Source organism: Herbaspirillum huttiense, assembly GCF_047300815.1.
Classification (GTDB): Bacteria; Pseudomonadota; Gammaproteobacteria; order Burkholderiales; family Burkholderiaceae_D; genus Herbaspirillum; species Herbaspirillum huttiense_A.
This window is the reverse complement of sequence record NZ_CP178608.1, coordinates 3,263,800-3,287,964: the sequence shown is the minus strand read 5'-3', so window position 1 is coordinate 3,287,964 and position 24,165 is coordinate 3,263,800. Positions and strand designations below refer to the sequence as shown.

20 protein-coding genes and 1 pseudogene are annotated in these 24,165 nt (G+C 53.3%); 18 read left to right on the top strand and 3 right to left on the bottom strand.

All coding sequences use genetic code 11. The features are described 5' to 3' along the window. Window positions 1-5 precede the first annotated feature (5 nt). Window positions 6-2,789, top strand: coding sequence for an SNF2-related protein (locus ACLRDN_RS15160; protein WP_413456960.1), 2,784 nt, complete (start codon window positions 6-8; stop codon window positions 2,787-2,789). 361 nt (window positions 2,790-3,150) lie between these two features. Here the strand turns inward: ACLRDN_RS15160 and ACLRDN_RS15155 are convergent, their stop codons facing one another. Continuing rightward, window positions 3,151-3,297 carry a hypothetical protein gene (locus tag ACLRDN_RS15155; RefSeq protein WP_413456959.1) on the bottom strand — a complete coding sequence of 49 codons (147 nt, stop codon included), beginning with the start codon at window positions 3,295-3,297 and terminating at the stop codon, window positions 3,151-3,153. Window positions 3,298-3,626: 329 nt separating this feature from the next. Between ACLRDN_RS15155 and ACLRDN_RS15150 the strand changes: the two genes are divergently transcribed. From ACLRDN_RS15150 to ACLRDN_RS15115, 8 genes and pseudogenes are all read left to right on the top strand, one after another. Then, the gene (locus tag ACLRDN_RS15150) at window positions 3,627-4,781 is read left to right on the top strand and encodes a hypothetical protein (RefSeq protein WP_413456958.1); all 1,155 of its coding nucleotides are present in this window, start codon (window positions 3,627-3,629) and stop codon (window positions 4,779-4,781) included. Further along, complete coding sequence (locus ACLRDN_RS15145) at window positions 4,778-6,736, top strand: hypothetical protein (protein WP_413456957.1); 1,959 nt, start codon at window positions 4,778-4,780, stop codon at window positions 6,734-6,736. Before ACLRDN_RS15150 ends, ACLRDN_RS15145 begins: the two co-directional genes overlap by 4 nt. Beyond that, complete coding sequence (locus tag ACLRDN_RS15140; RefSeq protein WP_413456956.1) at window positions 6,723-9,446, top strand: hypothetical protein; 2,724 nt, start codon at window positions 6,723-6,725, stop codon at window positions 9,444-9,446. The genes ACLRDN_RS15145 and ACLRDN_RS15140 overlap by 14 nt, the downstream gene beginning before the upstream one ends. 573 nt (window positions 9,447-10,019) lie before the next feature. Beyond that, window positions 10,020-11,234, top strand: a complete 1,215-nt coding sequence (locus ACLRDN_RS15135; protein ID WP_413456955.1) for a tyrosine-type recombinase/integrase — start codon at window positions 10,020-10,022, stop codon at window positions 11,232-11,234. A 438-nt stretch (window positions 11,235-11,672) separates the two neighbouring features. Continuing rightward, window positions 11,673-11,999 (top strand): hypothetical protein, encoded by a 327-nt coding sequence (locus ACLRDN_RS15130; RefSeq protein WP_413456954.1) that lies wholly within the window; start codon window positions 11,673-11,675, stop codon window positions 11,997-11,999. Window positions 12,000-12,062: 63 nt separating this feature from the next. Next, window positions 12,063-12,410, top strand: a pseudogene (locus ACLRDN_RS15125) (antA/AntB antirepressor family protein); the annotation flags it as partial. A gap of 485 nt (window positions 12,411-12,895) precedes the next feature. Then, a complete protein-coding gene (locus tag ACLRDN_RS15120; protein WP_413456953.1) occupies window positions 12,896-13,969 on the top strand; it encodes a nucleoid-associated protein in 1,074 nt (357 codons plus the stop codon). Further along, the gene (locus ACLRDN_RS15115) at window positions 13,966-14,946 is read left to right on the top strand and encodes a GTP pyrophosphokinase family protein (protein ID WP_413456952.1); all 981 of its coding nucleotides are present in this window, start codon (window positions 13,966-13,968) and stop codon (window positions 14,944-14,946) included. Before ACLRDN_RS15120 ends, ACLRDN_RS15115 begins: the two co-directional genes overlap by 4 nt. 133 nt (window positions 14,947-15,079) lie before the next feature. On the opposite strand, the gene ACLRDN_RS15110 is transcribed toward ACLRDN_RS15115, so the two are convergent. Continuing rightward, complete coding sequence (locus ACLRDN_RS15110; protein WP_413456951.1) at window positions 15,080-15,832, bottom strand: S1 family peptidase; 753 nt, start codon at window positions 15,830-15,832, stop codon at window positions 15,080-15,082. A 77-nt stretch (window positions 15,833-15,909) separates the two neighbouring features. Further along, window positions 15,910-16,740 (bottom strand): hypothetical protein, encoded by an 831-nt coding sequence (locus tag ACLRDN_RS15105; RefSeq protein WP_413456950.1) that lies wholly within the window; start codon window positions 16,738-16,740, stop codon window positions 15,910-15,912. 169 nt (window positions 16,741-16,909) lie between these two features. Here ACLRDN_RS15105 and ACLRDN_RS15100 point away from each other — a divergent pair, with 169 nt between their 5' ends. From ACLRDN_RS15100 to ACLRDN_RS15060, 9 genes are all read left to right on the top strand, one after another. Continuing rightward, the gene (locus ACLRDN_RS15100) at window positions 16,910-17,797 is read left to right on the top strand and encodes a restriction endonuclease (RefSeq protein ID WP_413456949.1); all 888 of its coding nucleotides are present in this window, start codon (window positions 16,910-16,912) and stop codon (window positions 17,795-17,797) included. A gap of 326 nt (window positions 17,798-18,123) precedes the next feature. Further along, the gene (locus ACLRDN_RS15095; protein WP_413456948.1) at window positions 18,124-18,450 is read left to right on the top strand and encodes a hypothetical protein; all 327 of its coding nucleotides are present in this window, start codon (window positions 18,124-18,126) and stop codon (window positions 18,448-18,450) included. A gap of 448 nt (window positions 18,451-18,898) precedes the next feature. Next, window positions 18,899-19,522, top strand: coding sequence for a hypothetical protein (locus ACLRDN_RS15090; protein WP_413456947.1), 624 nt, complete (start codon window positions 18,899-18,901; stop codon window positions 19,520-19,522). Window positions 19,523-19,735: 213 nt separating this feature from the next. Continuing rightward, on the top strand, window positions 19,736-20,494 hold the full coding sequence (locus ACLRDN_RS15085) for a hypothetical protein (protein WP_413456946.1): 759 nt from the start codon (window positions 19,736-19,738) through the stop codon (window positions 20,492-20,494). 68 nt (window positions 20,495-20,562) lie between these two features. Then, window positions 20,563-20,952, top strand: coding sequence for a hypothetical protein (locus tag ACLRDN_RS15080; protein WP_413456945.1), 390 nt, complete (start codon window positions 20,563-20,565; stop codon window positions 20,950-20,952). A gap of 391 nt (window positions 20,953-21,343) precedes the next feature. Further along, the gene (locus tag ACLRDN_RS15075; protein WP_413456944.1) at window positions 21,344-22,222 is read left to right on the top strand and encodes a hypothetical protein; all 879 of its coding nucleotides are present in this window, start codon (window positions 21,344-21,346) and stop codon (window positions 22,220-22,222) included. Window positions 22,223-22,341: 119 nt separating this feature from the next. Further along, on the top strand, window positions 22,342-22,584 hold the full coding sequence (locus ACLRDN_RS15070; RefSeq protein WP_231738658.1) for a helix-turn-helix transcriptional regulator: 243 nt from the start codon (window positions 22,342-22,344) through the stop codon (window positions 22,582-22,584). 11 nt (window positions 22,585-22,595) lie between these two features. After that, complete coding sequence (locus tag ACLRDN_RS15065) at window positions 22,596-23,357, top strand: phage antirepressor KilAC domain-containing protein (RefSeq protein WP_413456943.1); 762 nt, start codon at window positions 22,596-22,598, stop codon at window positions 23,355-23,357. Further along, the gene (locus ACLRDN_RS15060; RefSeq protein WP_413456942.1) at window positions 23,357-24,160 is read left to right on the top strand and encodes a hypothetical protein; all 804 of its coding nucleotides are present in this window, start codon (window positions 23,357-23,359) and stop codon (window positions 24,158-24,160) included. Before ACLRDN_RS15065 ends, ACLRDN_RS15060 begins: the two co-directional genes overlap by 1 nt. Window positions 24,161-24,165: the final 5 nt, after the last annotated feature.

Sequence of the window (24,165 nt, the reverse complement as noted above, 5' to 3'; positions counted from 1 at the left end):
GAAACATGTTCAAGCTATTCAAGCAAGCAAAGGCCAAACCATCCACCGAAGCGCGCTGGGCTCGGAAACTGTCGGCGGTCGGCGTAATGTTGACCGATCAGCAGCTCGCCGAGTTTGGGGCCGCCCTCCATAGGGCGATGTCGCTAGATTTCCAACTCCTCGCTTGGGATGGCTATGACTTGGTCATAGATGGAAACGCTGAACAGCACTACCGAGATTTGAAAGACGCGTTGGAGCGTCGGCAAGTTTCTCCGACCTTAGTGTCTTATTCTCAAGTGTATGACTTGAGCGCCTATTCCGCCCGTATTGAGGGTATCGGGGTAGAGAAGCCCTACTATTCGCCTTACATTGCCAAGAAGCAAGAAGATAGCGAATGGTTTCCCGAAAATGTAAAGCCAGTGATTGTCGTCACCCCGAAAAATGGTGGTGATCCTGTTGCTGTTCCGACCAGCAAGACTGAGATTGAGAAACTTAAGAAGGACCTGCAGACAGCGCACGCAGCAGGTTCTTCTGAAATTTCCGTGCCGTGGGGTAGCGAACCACTGTCACGCGATGAAGCGCAGAGGATCGTCGAGATCTTCGACGCGCTGTTCAAGGATGTTGAGTCCGGTAAACCTATCGATACAGGTACGGCAGCCGGATCAAAAGGAAGCAAGCCGCTTGTCAAGAAGCAGCTCATGCTGCGAGCGAATATTCAGTCTCTCGACTACGAGGAAATGCGGAGAGAGGCGCTGCAGGCGGTCCCCAAGGAGCCGCGATTGCCGAATTGCATTCGGCCGGAATATTCGCTGCTGCCGCACCAACGGGCCGGATTGGCCTGGCTGCAGCATCTCTTCGGCTTGCAGGCGGAGTATCAGGTCCGTGGCGCCGTGCTGGCCGACGATATGGGATTGGGCAAGACATTTCAGTTGCTGGCCTTGATGGCATGGCTACTGGAACGCGACCCGACCATGCCGCCCATCCTGGTGGTGGCACCAGTATCCCTGCTGGAGAACTGGGCTGAGGAGGCCGATAAATTCTTCGTGCCTGGAGCATTGCCGCTACTGACTGCGTACGGCAATAGCCTGAGTGAACTACGTGTGCCACGTTCGCAGATCGACCAGCGATTGCTTGCGGAAGATGGGTTGGTGAAGTTTCTGCGTCCAGACTGGATAGGGCAGGCCAAGGTCGTATTGACAACTTATGAGACCTTGCGCGATCTGGAATTTTCGTTTGCTGCGCAGAAGTGGTCACTGATGGTGTGTGATGAAGCGCAACGCATCAAGAATCCGGCCGCCATGGTAACGCGGGCGGCCAAGAAGCAGAACGTCGCGTTCAAGATCGCATGTACGGGCACTCCTGTCGAGAATACATTGGCTGACATGTGGTGTCTTTTCGATTACGTGCAACCGGGATTGTTGGGAGCGCTGAATGATTTTGGTCGACGCTACCGAAAGCCAATCGAAGCGAAGTCGGACGATGAAAAAGCACGAGTGGAAGAGCTACGCTCCAAGATCGAGCATCAGATTCTAAGACGTCTCAAGGCTGATGTGGCTTCTGATTTGCCGCCAAAGATCATTGTTGAAGAATGTCGCAAGCTCCAATTGTCGACTGTCCAACGAAATCTCTATGCAAAAGCCATTGATGGCTTCAAGAGACGAGCGGACCCTGGCGCGGTCTCTCCTTTCAAGAATCATCTCGGTCTGCTGCACTACCTGCGCTTGATCTGTACGGATCCTCGTCCTCATGGGCTCAACGTCTTCAAGCCGGAGCCAGTCCAGGAGTATCGCGACAAAGCGCCAAAGCTAGATTGGCTGATAAAGCAATTGAAGGACATAGAAAGCAAGGCGGAAAAGGTCATCGTCTTCTGCGAATTCAGAGAAATACAACGTCTCCTTCAGCACTATATCGAAGTCGAATTTGGCTTCCGGGCTGACATCATCAACGGCGACACCAGCGCCTCCGCAAGTCATGTAGACAGTCGCCAGAAGCGCATCAAGGCGTTTCGGGACAGGAAAGGTTTTGGCGTCCTTATTCTGTCTCCTGTGGCTGTCGGATTTGGCGTCAACATTCAGGCGGCAAATCACGTCGTGCATTACACCCGTACTTGGAATCCGGCCAAGGAGGATCAGGCGACGGACCGCGCATATCGCATTGGCCAGACCAAGCCAGTCTACGTCTACTACCCGGTGGTTCAGGCAGACGACTTCGTTACGTTCGATGTCAAGCTTGACCATCTTCTTGCTTATAAGCGAGAGCTAGCGGGAGACATGCTCAATGGCGCAGGGGATGTGAAGCCTGGTGATTTCCATATCGCGGATGTTGTGCCAAACGCGGACGCCGCCGACATTGATGAGCGCGTTACGCTGGACATAGCGCTGCGGATGAGTTGGCAGCACTTCGAGTGTTTGACAGGCGCTTTGTGGCAAAAAAAAGGATATGACTGCTACCGCACTCCTGGAACCAGTGACAACGGCGTGGATGTCGTTGCGCTTCTAGGAAGCAAAGGTCAATTGCTGCAGGCCAAGACCAGCGGGACGGATGGTACGACACTTGGATGGGATGCAGTCAAGGAGGTTGTTGCAGGGGAGGCCTTCTATCGGCGTCGACATCCTCATGTTGACTTTGAAAAGCTTTGCATCACCAACCAATTCTTCAATCGCCAGGCGCATGAGAACGCCATGCTCAACGGTGTCGAGTTGCTGGAGCAGCCTCATCTCTTGCAATTACTAAAGGCCCACACTGTTACGTTGCTTGATGTTGAACGTATTCTGTACGCCGAATGGCAGACATCAGAGGATAGTGCATAGAACGCTCGTAGATTATGCGGCTGCTAAAGCCGTCGATCTTCAGTGAGAAGGAGAACGGATTCGTTGCACAGGTATGGAAATACGACGTTCTCTCTTGGGAGGTTTCCCGCATGAGAACTGCGCCGAAAGGATCTTTAGATTTGATGGAATGAAGAAGTTGAGATGGCGCTTAAGAAGAGGTCCGACACTCTAGATTATTGATTTGCTCGCGGATTTGACCCGCTCCATTGGCCTACCTTCCACCCTCTACCGAGCGTAGCCAACGGTCTTACGACTCCTCATATTCTCGTTTTTTCAGATCTAGAAATATCTGTTTCAGGCTTCTTCGTTGCTTGCGGGATTTAACGGATTCAGCGCTCAGTCAAGCGGAGAGGCGGATAACAAACACGTCAAGAGAGCTAAGCGAATGCCTTGCTGGGTATGCTGGTTTGATCGCGTTTGACCAAATATAACGGAGAACCGTACTGCGGGAGATCTCCAGGCGGAGGGCGATTTCCCGGATTGACATATGGTCTTTGATATATCAGCGTCAAATAGTTTCAAGTAGGGCGACGTTTATCACTCCGCTGTCCCGCTCGTGGTCATTATCAGGATTGAGGTCTAAACATGGGGCAACTTAGGATGCAAATTTCTTGAGAAGGTGGGTCAAATTTCAATTCAAATAAACAAGTTCGCGGATGAGCTCGGCCAGATCAATAAATCTGTAATCAATGAGTAAGATTTTCAATGGATGGGGGAAAAGTGAATTTTGCAGCAAATGGTAGCTGGGGAGCTATTGAGCCGGTAGATGTGCCGGGGAGCAGAATGAGGCTGGACTTTGGCTTGAGGGCGTCCATTATGAGCTTCAATGAATGGGCGGTGCCGGGATTAGGCGGTGCGTCTTTCGTGCGGCAACTGAGCTGGAGCTGCATTGGCATCGCATTGGCCGATCAGATTGGCAAGCCGACCATGGCAGCTCAGGTGGCGGAAGGCGTAGAGGCGTTGGCCAGCTGGATTGCTTTGCGACGCAATAAGGGTTACGAGAAGGATCGACGGGTACAGGGTAAGCGCAAGTTCGGCAGCACCGACAGATTGTCCTTTGACGACGTGCGCAAGCGCGGCGCCTACGTCACGGTACCTTTTCGTCGACCGGCGTCGTCGTCGCTAGCCGGGCTGGGCTTTTGCCGCAAAATGGAACAGCGCTTCAGCGCCTTGAAATTGGACACTCCGGGACTTGAGTTGGTGGATGCTGCCCTGGGAAACAATGACGCGCACAGTGATCTGCTGAAATGGATTTCCAATCCCGGGAAAGACTTCCCTCAAGTATCTGCGGCATTGCGCTCGGCGCTGTTACCCGACTATCAGTCTGCCCAGGAGCAGCAACTGGTCTTGCACCAGTTGTATGGGTTTGGTGAATTTGCCGAACGACGTCGCAATGTCATGGAGCTCCTTCAGGGACAGTTGAATTTATCTTTGTCCGACTTTGATGCCAGCGCGCGCGGGCATTTCCTTTATGGAATCCGCTCTCCCGATCACCGGAATCGACTGGATGGAAGTTTTGCACTGGAGCGAGTGCGTCTGTACGCATTGCGTTGTACCCAAGAGATCGTCGACAGTTTTACCGGCACGGCGCGCATCGCCATTGCTGATCTCGTCAAAATGGACGGAGTCGCCCGCGCGTTCGCCGAGTTGGCCGAAAGTAGCCGGCTGATGCGGGAAAAGCTGCGCCTTCTGCCCGAACCTCCCGCCGATATTACCCAGTTCTGCCAGGAGCAAGATGCACAGAATAATGTAGCGGACCGCCTCCGCCACCTGGTCATGCGCGTTCCGCTGTTGTTTGCGCTCAATGGCGAACAGCTCACGTGCCACGGGCGGGATCGGGGGCGGCTGGTGGACGAGGCTGAACCCGGCGAGGCTGAAATGAGTCTGGATATCGGCGATGTCCCACGACCTTTGTGGCGGCTGACATGGCTATTGCTTGACACTACTACCGCGATGAGGGAGGGCGCATGATGGAACACGGAATTGCGGCACTGGATGTCTTGTTCTCCCCGCCAGAGGGGCGCTATGGCACGCATATGGCGCTATGTGCGATGACTGCCGATATCGATACGCTTAACCGCGCCTTGTCCAGTTTTACCGGCCAAGAATCGCTCACCCGCGCGGCCACTGGCTGGCCACGTGCCGTATTGATGCTGGATGCCTCTCAACCCTTGCCCTGCGCCTCGGCCGTACCCGGCATGGTGTGCCTCGCCCATGATGGCGTCGAGCAGTGGCAGCGGCGGACCACGCTGATGCATGCCAAGGTGGCACTGCTGGCGTTTGCCGATCAGCCAATGGGAGCGCCTACTTCATTCCGTCTAGTGGTGTCCACTGGAAACTGGACGCGGGAAAGCTGGGGGGGCATGTCGTTGATCGATATGTACTGGACGTGCGAATGGAACTGCGCGGAGCTGCGGACCCAGGAGCAGTCCGATGTAGGGGCCGCCTATGATTTCCTGGGCAGACTCATGCAGGGCCTCTATGCACGCAGCGTGCAGGCTTTTGCCAAGGGTCTCTCCTGGTGGGGTGACTGGCGTGTGCGCATGAGCCGGGAGGGTATCCGTTTGCCCGCAAGCCGTTTCGTGCATAGCCTGGATCAGTCTTTGTATGACCACATCAAGCGTGCCATGCGCCGTGCCGATTTTCATACTGTCATTGCCGGTTCGGGTTTCTTTGAGCGGCCGGAGGCTAACGCAACGTCGGGTGCCATGCCGCAGGTGCTGCAAAGCCTGGACGAGATAGTGGAAATTGGCCAGGCCAAGGAGAAGTATCTGGTCTTCAATCCTGATCAGGCGGGGGCGTTGGCGACGTGGGGGGCTGACAAGCGCGCTGGATGGGACCTGTGTATCCCGACCGATCCACTGGGCGAAAAATTTCCAGGCTGCAGGAATTTGCATGCCAAGTTCATCGTCGGCTTACGCAGGTGGAACCGGGATGACGGGAAGCTTGGTTTCCTTTATCTCGGTTCAGGCAACCTTTCCCGACTTGGCTTGCTTTCTCGAGCAGGTCTTGACGGCAGCCAGGCGAGAGGGGGCGTTGGCAATATCGAGACGGGCATCGTTACCCACGAGGAACTCAAGCTGAATTCCGTATGGCGGTCATTGGCATGCGGAGACTACCTGGCGGATCATCCAGCGAGGACGCTGGAGCCGGGTGAAGGCGAGCCGCTGCATACCCCCTTGTCCCCTCCGCCGGTATTGCTGGCCCGTCATGAGGCCCAACAGTTGCTTTTTGTGCGCAGTGGGGATGCGTCGGACTTCCAGTTCCAGTTGCCGGGCACGGACCAGTGGCAGGATGTTGCGGCTGATCAGGATGCGGTGCCCTGGGAAGGGCCTACGCCGATGGTCCTGGCCGTGCGTCGAAGGGCCGGGGATCTTGAGAAGTTCGAGCTGCCGGTGATGTCTGCCAGTGGCGCCTTGTGCCGCCAGACACCGCCTGAACTGGCGGCGGACGACGTCCTTGAGGGTTTGTTGCAATTCCCGGATGCACCAACCTATGCCATCGACACGGTCGATGATGGCAGCGGGATCGGAGCAACGAGGGTTCGGCAGGCGACCAGTGCCCGGATGAATTATCCGCTGCGCTGGCTGGCCTCGGTCATCGAAGCCATCGGTGACCGGCAATCCAGTGTGACGCCGGAACAATTCCCGATCTGGATCAGTCAGGTACGCATGTTGCTACTGGAACAGGTCGCGCCGCTGCATCGCAAGCAGATACGGGATTTACACCTGGACCTGTTCCCGGCCTTGCTGGAAGAAGGATTCAGGCCATCCTGGCTGATCGCGGAGCATCCGTTGCTGCCCGCTTATCAGGCATTGGTGGAAGCACTGCGCAGTTTTTGGTCGCTGCCAGAGCAGCTCCGAGAGTCGGGCGCAGACGGACATGAACACTATTCGGCAAGCGAGGCATCTTATGGAATGGAATGACGTCATTGGCCGCCTGCGCGGCTTGGTGGAGTGCGACAAGTCATTGGCAGGAGAGGACGCGCCGCTATGGCGTTCCGGGCAGGACGCATCGCTGGCCTGGATGGCCGATCGTCTGGAACAGCAGCCTGGCGTATTGGTGGCCGACGAGGTCGGTTTGGGCAAGACGCGCCTTGCCTTGGCGCTGGCGGTATGCGTGGCCTCATGTGGCGGACGCGTGGCATTCCTGGTTCCGCCCGGCCTGATCGCCCAGTGGCGCGATGATGAACTGGGCGCGTTCCTGCGGCAACTGAGACAGTTGCCTGACGGGCGTCGACCCTCATGGATTGACGATCTGCAAGAACTTGACAGTGTCGAGCTAAAGACCTATCGCGATCTTTTTGTCCAGCAGGGTGAGGGGCAGGCATATCCACTGTCGAAGTATGCACCGTGGCTATTCATCTCGCATCGTTTCGGACTGCCTCAGCGCATTGGAAACCAGAGCCGCGATGAACGCTGGGGGCTGCCATTTGCGTTAAAGGGAAAGTTGTTTGGCGGGCATAGCGTCAAGGGCGCAAAGCAGCTGGATATATCGGAGGCTCAGCAGCTAGCCATCACATGGCTGAGCGAAAAGGCGCATATGCCGGAACGCCTGAAGAACATGCTCCGAGCGGCCGATCTCGGGCGTGTACGCGGCGAGACAGTCCGGACTCCCAAGAATGAAAGCCTGTTCCAAGAACTGATTGGAACCCTGATCGGTGATGTCGACCTTATCATCATCGATGAGGCGCACAAGAATCGACTAGGCGCCGAGCTCGTCGACCCGTCCAAAAAAACGGGGGATAAGAGCCAAGAATGGTTGACTTCGCGCATGTCGGCCTGCCTGAACAAAATTCTATTGCGCCCGGAATCGCGTACGCTGGCCGCCAAGCGCCTGGCGTTGACGGCGACCCCTATGGAAATGGACGCGAGTCAATGGAGTGGTGTGCTGTACCGGATCGGACTGGACAAGCCGGAGGTCGAGCGACTCTCTGCTGTAGCCTTGCGTTATTCTGAAGCGGTCAAGGGCCTGACTGTGGGCAGCCCTGGACAGATAGAGACACTCAAGCAGACGGCGACGCAATTCAGGCAGGCTTTCAGTGCGGTCATGACGCGGCGTCTATGGCGTGATCACCCAAGTGTACGGAAATATAGTGAGGCGACCGGCGTGGCCCACTCGGCGCATCCCCATCGGCGGCAGATGCCACCTCGCACCGTGCGTCTGAGTACGTTGCCGGCAGCACAGAGACGTATGCTTGCACACGCTGAGTGCCTTGCAGTGGCTTCGCACGGCATCGAAACAGAGCAGGCGATGAAGACGGCGGGAGCGCGTCTGTCACAGGGCCTGCCGCTTTGGCCGGAAGACCTGAGCGAAGTCTCGAACAAGTCCGGGGCGGACGCAGAGCAGGCCGTGCGAACTCCGGCGGAGCGTGCCAAGCAGCTTCGGCAAGCCTATTGGTTGCAGAAGATTCGTCCGCCAGAGAGCAGTAATGCAGTCGCCAGCCTGCAATGGCATCCACGTATCAAAGGTGCGGTTGAGCTGATCGAAGAGCTCTCCAGGAAAGGCGAAAAGGTGCTGGTCTTTGGCGCCTTCCTGGCACCGATGCGGGCGCTGGACCGGGCACTCAATATTCGCCATTACTTGCGTGACGTGCGCAACAACACTCCCACAGCCTTGCCAACGGGGCTTTCCGTTGGTGACGCCGATATGACCCAATGGATGCGTGACAAGGAGTTTGCATTCACCGACGAGCAGATCGCCGCGTTTCCTGCAACGGCGCAGCGACTGGGCGAGCAGTATAGTCGCGGGCGCGAGAAACTGCGTGATCTGTGTCGCAAGGCGGTAGACGAATTCCTGCGTGTTCCCCAAGTTGACCAGAATGGCGAACGTGAGAATGCCGCCGATCAGGACGACAAGGTGCGGCTGACCAATTGGCTAGTCCAAAGCATGATCGTAGGAAGCGATGACGATTCGCGCAGCGCTGCCGGAAGCCATGAGGAACAGGCCGAGCAACAGCGTGCCCGATCTCTGCTGGAAGATATCTGCGACATCGATATTGCGGCTGCCGACGGTGATGGCGTAGGGGAGGCCGAAGCCGAAGCCCTTGCCCTGGCGTACTCCAGTCGCCAGAAGGCCGTGAAGCGACATTTGGCTGAACTGGATGATGCGGGAGATGGCGCCACCGGGATTTTTCGTATGAGCCCTTTCTCCCAGATGCTGTATGGCGACACCAAGCCAGGGACTCGGCGTGTACGTCAGCGTGCCTTCAATGAACCGAGGATGCACCCGCGCGTACTGATAGGACAGGCTGCCGTGGCCAGCGAAGGATTGAATCTGCATCGTAGCTGCCGCAAGCTGGTGCTGTTTCATCTGGATTGGAATCCTGGGCGCATCGAGCAGCAGATCGGGCGGGTTGATCGCCAGGGAAGTCACTGGATGGAGAAATTCCAAGATTGGCTCGAAAAGCGCATGGATGAGGCGCCGACCATCGATATCCACACGATTGCGATCGGGGAAAGTTACGATGAGCTCCGGACAGAAATCGTCCAGGAACGCGCCAAGGTATTGCGGTCCCAGTTGTTCGGAGAAATTCTTCCAATCGATGTCCTGAATCGCTTGTCTGAAGAGGCGGTGGCAGCGATCAGCCAGATCAGCATCGATTTCACGCCGCCTAAATTGCCTTGGCAAGTATGAAGGCCGTGCATGGGAAGGGCGCTAGGCCAGGAGTCCAGACGGCCGCCATCTTCAGTGTCAGTGAATTCCTGAACAGGTTCACCAGTTCGGCTACTGCGGAAGACATAGCGCCCATGTCCGGTGAGGGCATGGAGGCCGCGCAGCACCTCTACTGCTTGAGTAGGTAAAGAAACTCTATGCTTCCCCCCATTTTCATCTTGGTTGCAGGAATACGTCGCTAAGGAGGTTTAAGGTCGGGTTCGGGTATTTGACCGGGGGGAGTCAGAGTTAATCTAGCATTGCGAGGACTTGACGTCGTTAACAGAAAAATCCGCCATTTGACGCGTGAACGGTATTTTTTATGTGAGCTTGTCTGTGGGATCAAAAGAAAAACGGGCCGCAAAGGCCCGTTTTATATGATGTCCTGGCGGAGGCTGTGTCTTCGGAATTCGAATTCAACAAAATCCATTACCGTCCAAGGTGTAACTTAAACACCTGATTTTAAAAGGTTCTTGCAAAATCATTTGTCTAGCTAAGTCCAAGGAGATGCGTCACAATCTACCTCTAATTTGTGGGTAGAAATGGGGGTAAATTTTGGGTAGGCCAGTTCGACGGAGGCTTTCTGCTCTGTCTGTCAGTGCGAAGAAGGAGCCTGGCTATTATGCCGACGGGGATGGGCTGTATTTGCAGGTTTCCGCCAGTGGTTCCAAATCGTGGATTCTGCGATATCGGCTTAACGGTAAGTCGCGCGAAATGGGATTAGGATCACTGACTGCTTTTTCTCTTGCCGAGGCGCGTGAGCGATGCCGCAATTTCCGCCAGTTGCTTGCGGACGGAATCGATCCCATTGAACATCGCCAGTCGGAGCGGCAGAACAATATAGATGCCGCTGGGCTTCGTCGGACATTTGAAGAATGCGCGATCGATTATCAGCGCCTGCATGCTGACGGGTGGAAAAACGCCAAGCACGCGAGCCAATGGATCAATACACTGACGATGCACGTGTTCCCGGTATTTGGAAAGAAAGACGTCTCCGAGGTAACGAAGGCCGATGTCCTGAAGGCCCTGGAGCCGATATGGACCACCAAAGCCGAGACCGCAGCACGGGTCCGCCAAAGAATACGGGCCGTCCTGGATTGGGCCGCAGCGAGAGACTACCGCAGGAATCATGACCCACATTTGTGGGACCAAGTGGCGCGCTCGCTACCGAAAACCAAAGATGTGAAAAGAGCGAGTCACTTTGCATCATGTCCGTATGTGAGAATCGCCGAGGTCATACAGAATTTTCGTTCGTCGTCTGCCAGTCTGCGAGTCAAGGACGCCTTGGAGTTCATCATTCTAACGGCTGCTCGCTCAGGAGAAGCCAGGGGCGCTACCTGGTCGGAAATTGATTTTGAAATGAAGCGTTGGACTGTGCCTGGGGAAAGAATGAAGGCCGGCAGAGAGCATCGAGTCCCCCTTTCTGCGCGCGCAATCGAGATACTGGAAGCACAGGAGCGCGGAGGCCCGGCTGATCTAGTTTTTCCAAGCGACAAGGGCAGGGTCTATAGCGACATGACGTTCACTATGCTCTTGCGACGCTTAGACTACGATTTCACAGTGCATGGATTCCGTTCGACCTTCCGAGACTGGAGTGCAGAACAGACGGCGTTTCCTCGGGAGGTCTGTGAGGCTGCTCTTGCCCACGTGACGAAAGATGCAACCGAGGCCGCGTATTTCCGGAGCGACCTTTTTGAGAAGCGCAGGCAGCTCATGGACGCATGGGCGGCTTATGTTCAGGCAGTTTCCCCCGTGGTCACAGAAGATTGAGGGATGTGCATCAAGGCAGGTGCCCAGAAAATTTTGGGCATCTCAGGAACTGTAGGGGGGGGCGGCAAACCTCCGCCCCCGTCAACCTTCAAGATAACTACAGGAATTCCTGTAGTTAAGAAGGAAGGCCGCGACGTGGTGTTCTCGGGGCTATCTTGGGGGAAAGTCCGATAGGGGTGATTCGCGCCACCGCTCTTGGTCAGATTTAAAATCTGATCAAGATGCAATTTGGCTTTATCCGATGATGAGATTGAGATTGCGTTTCGATGTCTGGAAAATTCTCGACATCACCACTCGCCTAAATTTTTAGGCGAGTATCAAGATCTGACAGGAGTATCGTTTCTAGAGACGATACCACCTACATCCACCTGCAGAATGGCAAGACTCGTTATTCATAAATTTACGAATTACCCTGGACGCCCTGTCATTGAGTATGCCGTGACCTTGGATATGGCCATAGAGCTGGCTACGGAGATCGAAAAGGAAAATGCGGGAATTCCCGCATTTAGCTCCAAGAAGGGCAAGCATTTCTTCAAGATCACAGGAAAAGAGCTGGGTAATTTGCGGGTCACTTTGGGTGACTTACAAATTTCGAGTAAGGCTCGTTCGCTTCTGGTCTGGACGGAACGTGGTGCGGATGCTCCTAAATTTTTAGGAACTCAAAAATATGGCAATAACATCACGCGACAGGTCTATAACCTGGCGGCGCTGAGCGGCAGCACGGCCCATCGCCTTCTTGGATTGCGGGCAAATCACCAGCTGTAGGGGTGGAAACTACGGGAATTCCTGTAGTTAAAAAGGAAAAGCACCACGGCGGAATGCAGTAAGGACTTCGCGACCTGGATGAAGGATCGAATTCAGCAGTATGGCTTCGTTCTGAATCAGGATTTCACGATGGAGGAGATTTTGACCTCCCCAAAATCGGGGAGTGCAAAAGCCCGCGCCCGGCCTGCCATCGAATACCACCTATCCCTTGACATGGCTAAAGAACTGGCCATGGTAGCTCAAGGCGCCGCTCCCCGATTTTGGGGAGCGGGAATCGAACATGAAGTGCTGGCCCAGCACGAGAAAAACGAACGAAGAGGCCGTGAGCCTTATTTGCTTTTGGTCGGCGGCTTGCTGGGCTTCAGAGCCGGATTATTTCCCGGCGTTTCTTTGTTATCGCGCCGACGTTGATCGGGTTTGCCGGTGGATTTTGCAATTGGTTTTGGACCGGGCTTGAGTGTCATGATTAATCTCCCTCAGATGTCGTAATGGCTTCTCAAAATCAACATGTGAATCATCAGGATCGACCAAAAGGCCGCCACAGACGACGGCGGAAGGATCTGCAATTTCATCTCTAAAGTTCCAAATCCAGCGGACAATCCACAGTTATCTATAGTAGTGCTTTGTTAGCTCTGCTGCAAAATTGAACGACTTGTAAGAGGTGTTTTCTTCTAAGTTTCTGGCAATTTCGGATGAACATTTGGCTTCCCACGAGCCAGTGTTCCTACTTGTCGAAACCGAGTGCTCAAAATTGAACGTTCGGACGGATAGCAGCAATATACTGTATATTCGTACAGTAATGCGGCGGCTCTCGTATAACTGGTTAAACATACAGTTCTTGATATTTAGTCAATGTGTCAAACTTCCCTCAAGAAAATTTGAATGGGGGGGATTACATGTTGAATTTGGACCAGTTGGATATTCGTCGCGTGATTGTTCATCACTTTCCTCGAAGACAAAAAGGGATAAAGCAGCAAGTAGAGCCATCGCTTGAGCAGGCGCTTTATACCTTAACAGCTGCTGGTAAAGGATTGTTCGGAAGGCGAATTGCAGAGGCTCTCGGGCACAGGTCCCATGGAATTCAGGCCGATTTCGTAGAAGTTGGCGAGCGTAGTTTTTTTCAGATTGCAGTTCAAAGTATGCTCGGGGATGACGCGGAATTTATTGCGGGATCTCATCAAATGGCAGCGATGCTTGCGCGTGCACAGGGATTGAAGGACCTCGCCGCATCTAAGCTTCTGGTAGTTTCAGGCGCCGTTACTGAATTCCAGCGACCGTTTATCGCGGTCATCAAGGCCGAGATGCAGGATGCATTTAGCGAACGGAAGATCGAAAATTCGCATGTTGTAATTGACTACATCCGCGACATCTTTCTTACTGAAACTCAGCGCCTATTCAAAATCGGGTTTGTACAGCAGACCGTTGTTACTCCGGACGTGAGTCTCGGCGCATATACAAAGGACGATTTCAGCGTACATTTATTTGATCATTTGCTGACAGGCACTGAAACTCGAAGCGCAGCTTTTTATTTCTACAGTGAATTTTTGGGAGCAGACGTTGCGGCTTCAGATAAGCGCTTGACGCAAGAGTTTTACGAAAAAACTCTCCAATTTATAGATGCCCAATCGTATACGCCAGCCCAGCGGATCGAGAAGTTGGAAGATTTGAGATCGCATCTTCGGAGCAATTCTCAAACTATTTTGGTTGAGGATTTTGCTAACAGCTATTTGTCTGTGCCGGAGCGCACTGCATATGCAGATTACATGGTTAGGAGCGGTTTTCCTACTCATGCAATTACGAAAGATGTTTCCTATGTTAAGAATAAGTTGCGGCGTCGGCAGAAGGTAGTTTTTGACAGCGGGGTAATGATAACTACACCAGCTGACCAGCTGAATCTAATTGATATCACACCTCTTGAAGATGGAACTGTAAACGTACGGATTACCGGAAAAATTCAAAGTCAAGAATGAATCCACAAGATTTTTCCCTCTGGTTTTCTGACCACCGAGCGTCTTTCGATGCCTGGGGGGAATTCGTTGTCGCCACAATATACTCGCGCGTTCGTGACGCTTTGGGCGCCGACCGCATACACGATTTTTTTAAGGTTTTGCCCACGTATAGAGTCAAAAGTGTCGAGTCTGCACGGGCAAAGCAGGTAAAAAAATCATACGTAGATCCACAGCGTCAAATGACTGACCTAGTTGGCTGTAGATTTGTCGTGCTGCTTACCTCAGACATTCCTATCGTCGAACAATGCGTTCTTGATTTTCGCGGTTGGTCCTCTTCAAGAGATCGTCACTATTTAGATGAGGCAGTTGAGCGGCCAGGGGAATTTGACTACCAGTCTGTTCATTATCTAGTCGTAAATCCCTCAGATTTTGACTATAACGGAAGACGGATATTAGAAGGGGCCACTTGCGAAATTCAAATCAGAAGTCTTCTGCAGCATGCATATGCGGAGCTAGTTCACGATAACGTATATAAGCCGCTTGGCTCTGTGCCGGCCAGTGCCAAACGGCTGATCGCAAGATCAATGGCCTTGATGGAGGCAACTGATGAAATGTTTTGCCGTGTCGTTGAAGAGATTCAATCGGTGAATCAGGACAGTAAAGCTTGGTTTTCATTTTTAGACAACGAATATAAGGCGATCACTGGGATTGAATTTGAATCATTGGTTGATGAAGAATCCCTGTTTATCTTTGAAAATTTTAGAGAAATATTTAGAGCAGTAAGCCCAGCCACTGTAGGGAAAATGGTTGGCGCACAGTTTTATCGGGATTTTATTGCTGCACGTTGCACTGAAGATTTATTCCAAAAGCCAATCTCAATTTTTATTCTCTGGCTCGCAAAAAACAGATTTCACGATTTGAGGAATCGCTGGTCATATCATGGATATGATGAGGCTATTGCCGAAATTTGTGCGGCCGTTGGTCAAAAGTGGCATTGAATTTTGATGACAAAAACTAGTTGGGTGCAAGCGCTACGTGAATTTGTGGCGGCCAGCGAGAATGTTAAGCGCAGTAATGTCGGGACCTCAGTAAATGCTTTTGATCCGCATGCCTACATAGTTTTTTGTTGAGCTAATCAGGCAATGATGCGAGGAGCTCAGAAATGGCTGATGCTTTCCATACTGTTCCAATGTCGGAGTCGTTACGAATGCGGCCAGAGTAGATGCCGATAAAGCGAGAGACCTCGCCAAAATATATGCTGGGACCGAATCCTCCTTCGATGTTGGCACTTCCAGTGCCTCGATAGGCGAAGACGGGGGAGCCGGATTGTCCAGGGCGGGTACGACAGTCTATCAGTAGCTGGGGGACGCCATCGTAATCAAGATGCGGCTCCGATGCGAGGAAGCCCGTCGCCCAGATTGGAAGAGATCCAGGACCTGTCAAGCCGAATGGAAACCCAATCACACTCACCGGCTCTGCCGGAACCAACTTTATGGGTACCCCCACCGAAGCGGGATCAATGGGCGAGATTATTGCGCCTGACGCGTTGGTTACTTTCAATGCGACAAAATCAGCTGTCGGCCCAAGATAGGGGTGCTCAAACCAGAGCGGTTCATCGTTGTCTAGCAGCGGCTCCCGATACGACACGAATTCGCCAGGGCTATCGGCCTTGTAGTAGCGGATAACGACATTGTTGGGAATTCCACCGTGCGCGGATAGACATGCCCCTGTGTGCTGATCACGGCCGGTGACGTTATGGCGATTGGTTATTAGGTACATCGCATTTCGCCCACGCGCAATAAACCCCGTGCCACTGGATAAGCGCATTTCGTCAAAGTGCATTTCGATCCGGAGTGATTGAAGCGACGGCGTTGCAATATCCATATGTTGTCTTTGAGTTTGAGGATCTGTTTTGCGGCCACTAGTTTTTCGCAGCCATGAGCCGGCGATGCGGACGCATTTTAGCCATTTGACCTCTTCGCCTGCAGTATCATGAACCTCAGTTCTAGCGGGCTTGATCCCCTGAGAATGGGCTCGCTAGGTATGGATGATGGGCGCTGTTGAGACGCCATGCTCACGGACATCAGGTAGCCCAAATATTCCTTGGACTCGTCGGTTTCGCTTGATGCGAAGCCCGAGCCGCCATGTTTAAGAGCAATCGCAAAACATAGACTATCCAGGATGGAAATCAATCGATAAAAATTTAGCTGGTTTGCATAATCATGAAATAGCCCATGAAGAATCCCATTCCGGTTTAGCCTGGTCGTACTTTGATCGAGAGCAGTATCGACAAATAGGCGCGTTTCAAAAATTGCCCGAAGAGATTGCAGCATCACGATGCGCTCTTCAAAACGACAAGGCGATAATTCTTCCCGCTCGATAAACGCATCTATCTCAGGCAGCATCCAGTTTCGCCTCTTGTGCTGACCCGCGCGCTCGACAGCCATTTTCTGCAGGACCCCTTCGATGACCGGCATCAAAGAGCATATTGCGGCATGGAACAGTCCGCCCGCTGCCGCTTCGATAGATTCGGCAATTTGCGGCGCGAAGTCTCGAATGTGGATCGTTGATTTGTAGCGTCCGATGTACATCGCTGATAAGTGCCCAAGATCGTAAAGCCAGGGCATTACCTTGTTCAGGATTTCCTGATGTTTCGACGGGCCGCATGTTTCCAGGGCTTCTGAGATGGTCTCAATTACAGTAACGGAGGTGAAGGGCGGGAGGGTCCAATCGACCGATAGGAATTGCTCCATCGCCTTCTTCAGTTCGGCGGAACGGTCGAGATTTTTCATTAGCGGTCAGTGAATGGTTCTGGTGAGATCAATTCGCGGGCAATCCAGACGTTGATATTATCCTATTGCAAAGGGAGCGCATGCCGCAATTGGGTGCAGGAAGGGAAAGGTAGAGCGTTATTACAAGCCAATCTGCCCTAGAAATTCTGCTTGGAATTCATTAATTTTGATGACGAATGAGGTTGAGATGGGGATAGGGACGGAGTATGAAAAATTTGTTGCTAGCCTCCAGCAAGCAATTCTGATGGCAGATGAAATCGGGGGCCACAAAAATGTTCACGTACAGAGGAACGTCAAGCTCATTGACAGGTTCGGCATCGAGCGGGAATTTGATCTGTACTGGGAATATGAGTTTGGTGGCTTTGTCTACAAGACGGTTATCGAATGTAAAGATTATGCGTCACGAATTTCTATGGAAAAAATTGACGCGTTGGTGGGCAAGATTCAAGATTTGCCAGATGTGCGACCGGTCTTCGCGACGCGAATTGGCTACCAGAGCGGGGCAGAGGCTCGCGCAAAAGCCCACAAAATCGAATTGCTTATTGCTAGGGAGCAAAGTGAAGTGGACTGGACCCTTGCCGATGGAACTCCGCTGGTGAGGGAAATTAATATCCGGACACATGCGATCATGCCGCCGCGAATTCTGGAGTTTAATGCGACATTTAGTCGCAATTGGCTGAAAGAAAATACGACGTATGGTGAAGGAGAGATGCCGAAATTTGATGGTATGAATAATGAAACATTCATTGATGATGAGGCAGCAGGTGAGCGCTATTCGATCTTTGAGCTTGCTGCAAGACTGGACGCGAAAGATCCTGGTGAGGCAGGCGAGCATACGTACTCAGAAACTTTCGAAAGTGCTTTTTTGGTGCTCAATGATATCCGTGTGAAGCTGGAGTCTTACACTCTGCGTTACGTCCGGCTCCCGATCGTTACGAATGCAATCCAAATCGATATCGCTAAAGAGCTTATTGGGGTGATTGAGTATTTGAGCCAAGGAACATCTACGGCGATTTTTAAGGATCGTGTTGTTAAGAATTGGCGGAAAAAGCCGTAGGCTTGATTGAGCGCGCTGTCTGCATGGGCTTTAGAGTTGCTTATTCTTCCCTGCTTGACTTGTGTTTACAGATCCTGCTACTCTTGAAACGTCCCAAAAAAAAGATGGGACCGGGTTTGGCGACTCGAATTAACACACGGCGGACAGCCGCCCAGAGCGGTTTTTTTTCGTCCGTACACCTCAGCACGTCTTCCATGGCGGGCCTGGGTGGGGATACCTTCGGGTATGCCGGTTGCCGTGTGTGCCGGTTCGCCAACCCCTCCTTGTGCCCGCCACCCTCATTTGGCGATGATTGGCGGGCCTTCACATCACACACGGAGGCTCACATGCCTGGCACCACTACGCCCAATCAATCTCATTCCCCTGTATTCCGAGCCTTTTCATGGCATAGCCCCGGCATTTTTCCCGATCGGAATATTCTTCTGACGGAGTATGCGCGCAACGTTGGCGCCGGGGTTGCCACTCTCCTCGAACTCATCGAATTCAGCGATGAGCAGATGGCGTTTGACGGTCGCCCACTCTTGGAAGAACGGGACAAATCCTCCTTGATGCGCCTGGCGATCGCTTCGGGCAAGTTACTTGCGGACTATGCGCACGCGCAGATTTCTCATGCCAATCGTACGCAAGCTGATTCCGCGGAGGCCAGCCAATGACGACCTCCGCCATCATCCTGACGCATCCGAAATTCGACCGCCCGAAGGTTGAAAACGCTGTTCACCGCGGCCGGAAGCCCAAATGCTGCCTAAACTTCATTGAGGCCAGACGTCAGCGCGCTACTACCAAGGCGTATGCCTCCTACGGGCTTGGCCCTGACGGAAAGCCGTTGCGCTCCCAATCTGCAGGCTCTATGACGAGGACTGTACCGCGAACTGCATGCGCCCAGCTACAGCAGTTCGAGGCGCTTTTCCGAACAACGGATGAAAGGGGGGCAATGCTCATGTCCAACTTCTTAGGCGCCATCCTCGAAACCGAAATCAACCGGCGTTTGAGGGAGGTCCCGGGAAATGACCAACCTTGAGTGCTGCATCAAGCGAAATGGGATCAAGGCCCTAAGTGTGTTGGCCTTCCGTCTGGTTGTCTGCTTTTCTGGAGCCAGGTTCCATGGCCAGGCCTAGCGGTTACAGGGATCCTCAGGGGCGCCATATCCGCGTTTATTCCAGCTTGCTCAATAGCCCGGCGTACCGGGTTATTGGGTTTGCAGCGAAGGCGTTGTTCTTCGATTTGCGAGACAAGCTTACCGGTACGAATAACGGCGCCATCGTGGCCACCTTGGCGGAAATGCGGCACAAGGGATGGAATTCAACGGCCACGCTTGCGAAGGCCTTGTATGAGCTTCGCGCGATGGGTTTTATCGCCGTTACGGTGGAGGGTGGATTGAAGCAGGGCCGGCGTATTCCTTCTCTCTACCGATTCACAGATCTTCCCGTTTTTGAGCAGCCGAAAGAAAGCGTGCGGGCGATGCCCGCAACTTTTGATTTCATGCGTTATACGGCGGTTCGAGAGGCCGAAAGGGGTTTGGCGGAATTGTTCGGAGCACTTCGAGAGCAAGGGCGCAAAAAACAGACCCCGAAAAAAAATCTCCCTGTTCAGAATTTGAACCCGTCCAGTTCACTTTTTGAACCCGAAGGCGATTTTTCCAGTTCAGAATCTGAACAGAGCGGCCTTCTACGGGTTCAGAAAATGAACAGGGGGAGAAAAGCGGAAAAATCGTCAAAACCGCTGTAGACATTGGGTTTGCGGGATGCAAAGGGCAAAATTCCGCAAAACACGCCCCTGTTCAAAATATGAACTCCTTTTATATATTGCCAGGGTGTGGGGTTTGCCTTGGAGATTTTGACGTGGGGGTGCGGGTGACCCAACGATGGTAAAATTTTCGCAGAATTAACTAAAAATCAACTGTCAGAGGCAATCAGTCTCGACTAACCAAGGGGAAGGCATATGCGGAAATCTTTGCTGCTGTTAGCGGCTTTCGTGCTCACAATTTTCTTGTCGGCCTGCAGCAAGCCACAGGATATTGTTTTTGGACCTGAGCCGTTGAAGCAAATCGCCGAGCAAGGCGACCAATTCAAGAAATTGCCGGAAGAGGATCGGACTCTTCTGGTTTCGTATCTGGGGCTGGCCGAGATTGGCAAGGCATTTGGCGCAGATATCAAGCCGGCTACGGGCAGAACGGTCGGGGAGGTATTGGTAGACGCCAGGGCCTGGCGCGAACGCGCAAAAGCAGCAGAGGCTGAAAAGGCGAAGCGAGAAGCAGAGGCCGCGGAGTTACGCCAGAAGGTCTTGGCGGAGAGAAAAGCTGTGGCAGAGCGAATTGCTGCGAGCGCGCTGGTTGCTGTGACAGACAAAAGCGTTCTTCCCAAAAATTACGATATAGGTCGCTACAGCCCGATGTTGACGATTACCTATGCCGTGGAAAATCGGTCCGATAAGACTATCCGCCAGATTAAGGGGGCTGTAACGTTCAAGGACGCTTCTGGTGACACGGTTGGCACGTTGTATGCGGATATCGATGAGCCGGTAAAGCCTGGTCAGACGCTGCGCACAAATACAGGGCGCGGGTGGGAATTAAACCAGTTCATGAATTCAGATAAAGAGAAAATTGCGGGGCGCGACGCAGGATCGATGACCGCCGCCTTTGAGGCGTATTCGATAGCCTTTGAGGGCGGTGAGGTTATCAAAGCGCCGGAGTTGCCGTGAGAAGTACGCGACGATCGTCAGGGCCGTGGCGATTGCGGCAGCCTCGTAGGCCCGATGTCGCGATTCCAGTGGCTGATTATCACAAGCAGGCTAAAGACGCTGGAAATAAGCTGAAGGCGTATGTGTTGACATATGCGTCTGCGGCAGCCGGCGTGTATTTTCTCGCGCTTGCAGGCGGCTCTAAGGACGCGGTGCTGTCGATAATGCAGAAGTGGATATTGCTGGTCTCTATCTGCTTTTATGTGGCAACAGTGATTGTCTGCCTCGTTGAATTGCACATTGATGCAAAGCGGTTTTACAGCCTTGCAAAACAGATGGAGACTCTGCCTGAGTTTCGGAATTGGGACGAGTATTCTGGGTATAAGCGGGTTCGGTTGAAGTTAATTTATGCTTCATACGTCACTGCACTTATTGCCACGTGTGGCTCGATGATTTATTTAGGCACCAGAATTTTTTGAGGCGAGTAGATGCTTAATGGCCGCGTGCGGGGCATACGAGCTCGGTGACCACCTATAATCGGGTTGGGTCCGGCCAACTTGCCGAGTGCTTATAACAATGCCGAAATTGGAACGGTTCCTATATTGGAACTGTTCCAAAAACGGAACCGTTGATGGTCCTGATGGATCTCCTCAAAATTGAGGAGATTGAATTCCGGTGATTCCCGGAATCTCCTCGTCAAGTTGAGCAATCAGCAGTTCCTTTTCATAATTTTATGAACGGATGGCAGATGCGTTATCCGTGCAACTGAGTTGACAAGTTTAGTCATGCCTAGGCCGGCCAGCCGAAAGCGCGGATACCCTTACCGCGTTGGCATGACTTCCAATTTAAGGGGCGTCGAAGGGACGCACGATGATTCCAACTCAACTAGGATCCGGAGACTGGATCAATCTATCTGACGCCGCCGCGTTGTGCAGTGAAGCGCTGGGGCGAAACAAAACAGAAGAGGACATTCTGAAAGCGGGGTATCTCACGTTGCAAGGCGTGGAGCGGCTCAGAATTTATACCTTTCCGCGCGAGCCGGTATTGTTGGCCCCAAGCGAAGAGTCCGACACCATCCGCGAGATGTTTCCTGATATCGACAAATATATTCCTAGGCTATCGAAGGAGGAGCGATTAGCGGCCTCCGGGAGCTTGGCAGCAGGTCAAGTTTTCGAGCTCAACGAAGAGATATTTGAATCGCTGATGCTTCTGCGCCATTTCCATTCGATTGCTGGAAACGTTGCAATTATTCGCGCCCGTTCACCGAGAGAGTTTCAAGGGTGGATTCGTGAGGAGCCCTCAGATGAGGATTCCAACGCTTACTGGTCGAAAATTTTTGTCGGTACGCTTACGCCGCCGATTGAGATTCTGTGGGCAGATCTGCGGGTGGACAGGCAGGAGCTACTAGAATTTATCGAATGTGTGAAGGCAGGAGGCAGTGATGATACTGTGGTGTTGCCTAATCGGGCGAAAAGCAATAAGAAGAAAACTCCACCGATTTCATTTTTGGCGGCCCTCGTCAAGCTGATTTCCGAAATTGCTCGGGCAGCGGAGTCCAAGGGAAAGTCGTTCAGTACAGAAGAGATGCCGGGAACCAAAGCAGAATTTAAAAAGCTCGCAGACCAGCGCGATGCGGAATTCAGATCTTTGTCCGACTCAACTTTCGAAGATTACATCAAGGGGATCTGCAAGTTTAAGCGAGGGGCGTCCGTCTCTGAATTTTATTCAAATCTTGATCTGGGGTCTTAACCTCGTATGAAGACTGGGGTATGTGACCCGCGCGAAACCCTCTTGGTAGCGCGTTACCCCAGTCTGTACCCCAATTACCCCAATTCTCAATAAGAGGATCAGTTTCTAGAGTTGCACCCATGCGCTTTGTCCAGCGCAGTTTGATTAAATTCGAAAGGGTGCAATTTATGTCCGATACCTTGCCTCAGACCGGCTTTGTTCGCCTGCCGGTAGTCCTGAAATTCTTCCCTGTCTCCAAGTCCTCCTGGTGGAGCGGCATCAAGTCTGGCCGCTTCCCGAAGGGGCATAAGCTCTCGGCTCGCGTGACCGCTTGGAAGGCCGAGGACATCCACGCCCTGATCAAGAGCTCCGGCTCGAACTGATCGGAGGCGCCATGATGTCTGAAAAGAAAAAAGCCGTCGCCCTGGCAGGGGTAACGGCTTCGGATACAGCAGTCTCGGGAATCAACTATAGCGCAGCATCCGGGTTTGTGCAAACCATGTCGAGCCGCGAAATTGCGGCGCACTGCGACAAGCAGCACGGCCACGTGATTCGCGATATTCGTGCAATGCTCGATGCACTTCAAGATGATCCGGATCTGGATCATGTTCGCGAGGAAAAGGATTTGCGGGGCTATACCGTCGAATTCCTACTGCCCAAAAACCTCACCCTGACTCTGATCACTGGCTACAGCACCTCGCTGCGGAAGCGGATCGTCGGCCGCTGGCAAGAGCTCGAACGCGGCGGGAGCATCCCGAACACCTTTGCTGCAGCACTGCGCCTGGCGGCGGACCAGCACGAGCAGTTGGAGCGCCAGGCTGTGCAGATCGCCCAGCAGGCTCCGAAGGTCGCTTTGGCGGAGAGCATCTGCCGTACCGATGCGATGTGCAAGATGGGCGTCTTCGCCAAAACCATCGGGTGGGGGCCGAATCGCTTCATCGAGCGTCTGCGCAATGACGACATCTTGATGCAAAACAATCTGCCGTTCCAGCGGTATCTCGATCGCGGCTATTTCCGTGTCATCGAGCGCAAGCCCTGGACGGATTCGACTGGCCACCAGCATCCCGCGTTCACCACCATGATCACCGGCACTGGCCAAGAGTGGCTGGCAAAGCGCTATGGGAAGGCCGCCGGCGGTGCAGGGGAGGGATTCTGATGCCCATCATCCGCGCCCCGCGCCCTGAGCGCAATTTCTATCTGCTGGACAAGACTATCTCCGAGGACAAGCGCCTCACTTGGGCTGCTCGTGGCTTGCTGGTCTTTTTGCTGGGGAAGCCGGACCACTGGCGGGTCTCTGTGCAGGCATTGATCAACGAGACCAAGGATGCCGCGAAAGCTACGGGCCGTGATGGCGTCTATACGGTGCTGAGCGAGTTGATTGGAGCCGGTTATATCACCCGCGAGAAGCACGCCAATGGGACGGTCGACTATCTGGTCAAGGAGCCTAATCCGGAAAATCCGGATGTGGATATTGACCCAGATCCGGAAAAGCCAGATCCGGAAAAGCCAGATCCGGAAAAGCCAGATCCGGAAAAGCCGGACGTATTAGTAAGTACTGATAAGGCAGTAAGGATTGAAGAAGCAGCAAGGGCCGGAAATGCTTCTTCGTCCGGCAAACAGGAAAACTCGAAGTCTCGCAAAGCGGAAACGCTCCAGGCATACCTCGGACGTTGCAAGCAGGAGGGCGTGAAAGCGGTCCCGGAGAATGATCCGATCTTCGAGTACGCAGAGACCGTGGGCCTGAGCTCCCAGATGATGGCCATTGCCTGGTTCTGTTTCAAGCAGCGGTTCCTGCAGAGCGGTAAGCAGCAGAAGGACTGGCGTGCGCACTTCCGCAATGCCGTGCGACAAAACTGGTTCCGCGCCTGGTACATCGGAGCCGACGGTCAGGCAAGCCTGACGACGGTAGGTCAGCAGGCCGCTCGTGAGATGGCGGCAGCAAAGGCGGGTGCTGCATGAAAGCG